This is a genomic window from Microbacterium umsixpiens, assembly GCF_053543675.1.
This window is the reverse complement of sequence record NZ_JBLVOH010000142.1, coordinates 1-3,304: the sequence shown is the minus strand read 5'-3', so window position 1 is coordinate 3,304 and position 3,304 is coordinate 1. Positions and strand designations below refer to the sequence as shown.

Sequence of the window (3,304 nt, the reverse complement as noted above, 5' to 3'; positions counted from 1 at the left end):
GGCGACGATCGGCGCGAGAGATGCGCCGAGCTCGGAGGCGGGACGCTTCTGTCCCTTCACCTCGAAGGTGTGGCCGCCGCCCTCGATCCAGACGACTCGGGCATCCTGACAGGACGCGACCGCTTCTTCGAACTGCGAGATCGGCTGGATGAAAGGGTCGTTCGTGCCCTCGACGAACAACTGCGGAACCGCGATGGCCGGCAGATGCTCCACGCGTGGCTTCTCGGGCCTGCCCGGTGGGTGCAGCGGATAGCCGAGGTACGCCAGGCCGTCGACGACGAGACCGTCCGCGACGGCCATGGATGCCATGCGTCCGCCGTAGGACTTGCCCGTCGCCCACACCGTATTTCCCGCTTCCTGCGCGCGAGCGAACGCCGCAGCGGCCCGCCACGTCGACATCGCGTGCGCCGCGGGCCCGGGCATCTTCCTCCCCTGCTCCACATACGGGAAGTTGAAGCGCAGGGTGGAGAAGCCGAGTCCGCCCAGGGCCTCCGTGAACCCCGTGAGGAACGGATGGTCCTTGCCGGTGCCGGCACCGTGCGCGACGAGCACCGTCACGCCGTTCCCGCCCGCGTACCAGTCCGCGCTGACCACGGTCGGCCCCGTCGGGAGATCGACCTGGATCGTCGTCATCAGGCGCGCGCGAAGGGGATGGCGAAGGGGACGCGCATGACGCCTCCCGACGACACCCGCACCGTGCCGATGATCACGAGCACGACGTGCAGCAGCGAGACGGCGAAGTACAACGTGATGGGGATGCCCAGCGGGAAGAACCCGGTGGAGGCGTTGCCCTGAGAGGTCACGGTGATGAGCAGCACGAAGTGCATGACGAGGAGCACCGTCGACACCATCAGGTAGGTCAGTCCCCAGTTCAAGGCCGACCGCGCGTTCTCCGCAGCGGGTCCGCCGGTTCGACGCGCCGATCCCCCGCTGACAGCCATCGCGAGGCCCGACGCGAGCCCTCCGATGAACGGGAACGGGATGAGGACCAGGAAGCCGAGCGCCCACGGGAGCAGACCGCGTGCCGGCGCGACCGCAGGGGGGAACTGCGCGGGGTGACCGGGAGCGGGATACGTCTGCGACGGATAACCGGGTCCTGGGTACGCCGGCGGGGCATACCCGGGCGGCACGGCAGCTGCCTGTTGACCGGGTGCCTGATACGCAGGTGCCTGGTACGCGGGGGCTGGGTATCCGGGTGCCGGGGTTCCGGGAGGCGGGTATCCCGGCGCCGGATATCCCGCGGGCGCCGTGGGGGCAGCGTATGTCTGAGCAGGCGGTGCGGGCGGCGCAGGGGGCACCGGCAGCGCACTCGGCGCCGGGGGCACAGATGGTGCAGGTGGTGCAGTCGACGCCGGGGGCGCAGGCGGCGCAGGCGGTGCAGTCGACGCCGGGGCCGCAGGTGGCGGCGGCGGAGCGAACTCGCCCGGCTCGGGAGACTCGGGGAGCGTCATCGTCGGTCACCTTCCGGCACATCCGAGCCGGGCGCGATGCCGGGTCCGGGAGCGGGCAGCGGGGAGATCGGCGCCGCCTCGTCGGCAGCGGGCGCCGCCGGGCCGGCCTCGGGGGCGGGATCGCCCTCCGGCAGCTGCGGTTCCGCGACGGGATCGGCGGGACGCGGCGGGACCACGGGCTCCGCGGGCTCGGGAGTCGCCGCACCGGGCGTGATCCGCTCGCCGTACCGCGGCGGCTCGTCGAGGTTCACGGGCGGCCGCACGGGCGCTGTCTTCGTCGCGCCGAGCACCTGACGGGCCTTCGCGAGCGATGCCGTCTGCACCGTGACCTCGTAGTGGTCGGCCGCGAACTGCGTGACGCTCGCGAAGTCGCGCCGGCGACGCACGATCGCGTAGGTGACGAGACTCAGGAGCATGCCGAGTGCGACGCCGATGAAGACGAAGCCGACGAAGAGCTGGATCGGCACCTCGGGGTTGCCGATCACGAGGATCGCCGACAGGAACAGGCCGATCAGGACGCCGTTGACAGCACCCGAACGCGCGGCCGCCGCATACCCCAGCTTTCCGGTCACACGCTCGACCGTGCGCACGCTCTGCCCGACGATCGCGATGTCCCGTGCCGGCACCTCCCCCGCGATCAGCTTCGACACCGTCTTCTGCGCGCTCTCGTAGTCGCGCGTCGAAGCGACCATCTCGCCGGTCTCGGTGCCGCTCGCGGGGCGGTTCAGCATACTCATCCGGCTATTCTTCCACGCGTACCGGTCGACGGCCCGAGGCGCGACCATCCCGCCCTCGACCGGACCCGCCGACTACTCTGGAGAAGTGAGCACACAACGGGTTTTCGCCGCGCGCCTGGCCGGGTGCGCCGTCTTCGACCCCCTCGGCGACCGGCTCGGCAAGGTCCGGGATGTCGTCGTCGTCTACCGAAGTACCGCGGCCCCCCGCGTGATCGGTCTCGTCGTGGAGATCCCGGGGCGACGCCATGTGTTCCTCTCGATCGGCCGGGTCACCTCGATCCGGTCCGGACAGGTCATCACCACCGGCCTGATCAACGTGCGGCGCTTCTCTCCCCGCGCCGGCGAGGTGCGCGTGCTCGCCGAGATGCTCGGACGGCGCGTGAGCTTCGCGGACGGCAGCGGCACGGCCGTCATCGAAGACGTCGCGATCGAGCCGAACCGCCTCGGCGAATGGGCGATCAGTCAGTTGTTCCTCCGCCGCCCGAAGACCAGCGCCTCGCCGTTCGCGAAGGGTCCGACCACGTTCGCCGCCTGGAGCGAGGTCGCCGAGCAGCGTGCACCGGGTGAATCGCAGTCCGCCGAGCAGCTCGTCGCCTCGTATTCGGAGCTGCACGCCGCCGACCTCGCCAACACCCTTCTCGATCTTCCGCAGCAGCGCATGATCGAAGTGGCCGAGGAGCTGTCGGACGACCGTCTCGCCGACGCCCTCGAGGAGATGCCCGAAGACGAGCAGGTGCACATCCTCGATCGTCTCGGCGACGAGCGCGCTGCCGACATCCTCGACCAGATGGAACCGGACGACGCCGCCGACCTGCTCGCCCAGCTGGCCCCGGACCGACTCGAACAGCTTCTCGAGCTGATGGAGCCGGAAGAAGCCGAAGACGTCAGGATGCTGCTGCGCTACGGTCCCGACACCGCGGGTGGCCTGATGACCCCGGAGCCGATCATCCTCTCGGCCGACGCCACCGTCGCGGAGGCGCTGGCCCTGATCCGCCGCCACGAGCTGCATCCCGCGCTGGCCGCCGCCGTGTTCGTCACCCTGCCGCCGTTCGAGACGCCGACCGGGCGTCTGCTCGGACTCGTGCACTTCCAGCGGATGCTGCGCTACCCGCCCCA

At 70.7% G+C, this 3,304-nt stretch carries 4 protein-coding genes; 1 reads left to right on the top strand and 3 read right to left on the bottom strand.

The genetic code is table 11. From position 1 onward, the window contains the following. The 3 genes from ACNPM4_RS14155 to ACNPM4_RS14145 all read right to left on the bottom strand — a co-directional run. The coding region (locus tag ACNPM4_RS14155) for an alpha/beta hydrolase family protein (protein WP_448986077.1) at positions 1 to 633 on the bottom strand (633 nt) is incomplete at its 3' end. Then, complete coding sequence (locus ACNPM4_RS14150; RefSeq protein WP_036303414.1) at positions 633 to 1,130, bottom strand: magnetosome magnetite crystal formation protein family; 498 nt, start codon at positions 1,128 to 1,130, stop codon at positions 633 to 635. The genes ACNPM4_RS14150 and ACNPM4_RS14155, both read right to left, overlap by 1 nt. Before the next feature lie 317 nt (positions 1,131 to 1,447). Then, positions 1,448 to 2,188 (bottom strand): YflT domain-containing protein, encoded by a 741-nt coding sequence (locus ACNPM4_RS14145; RefSeq protein ID WP_448986076.1) that lies wholly within the window; start codon positions 2,186 to 2,188, stop codon positions 1,448 to 1,450. 85 nt (positions 2,189 to 2,273) lie between these two features. Here ACNPM4_RS14145 and ACNPM4_RS14140 point away from each other — a divergent pair. Continuing rightward, positions 2,274 to 3,304, top strand: a 1,031-nt coding sequence (locus tag ACNPM4_RS14140; RefSeq protein WP_448986075.1) for a magnesium transporter MgtE N-terminal domain-containing protein, incomplete at its 3' end; no start/stop codon positions are given.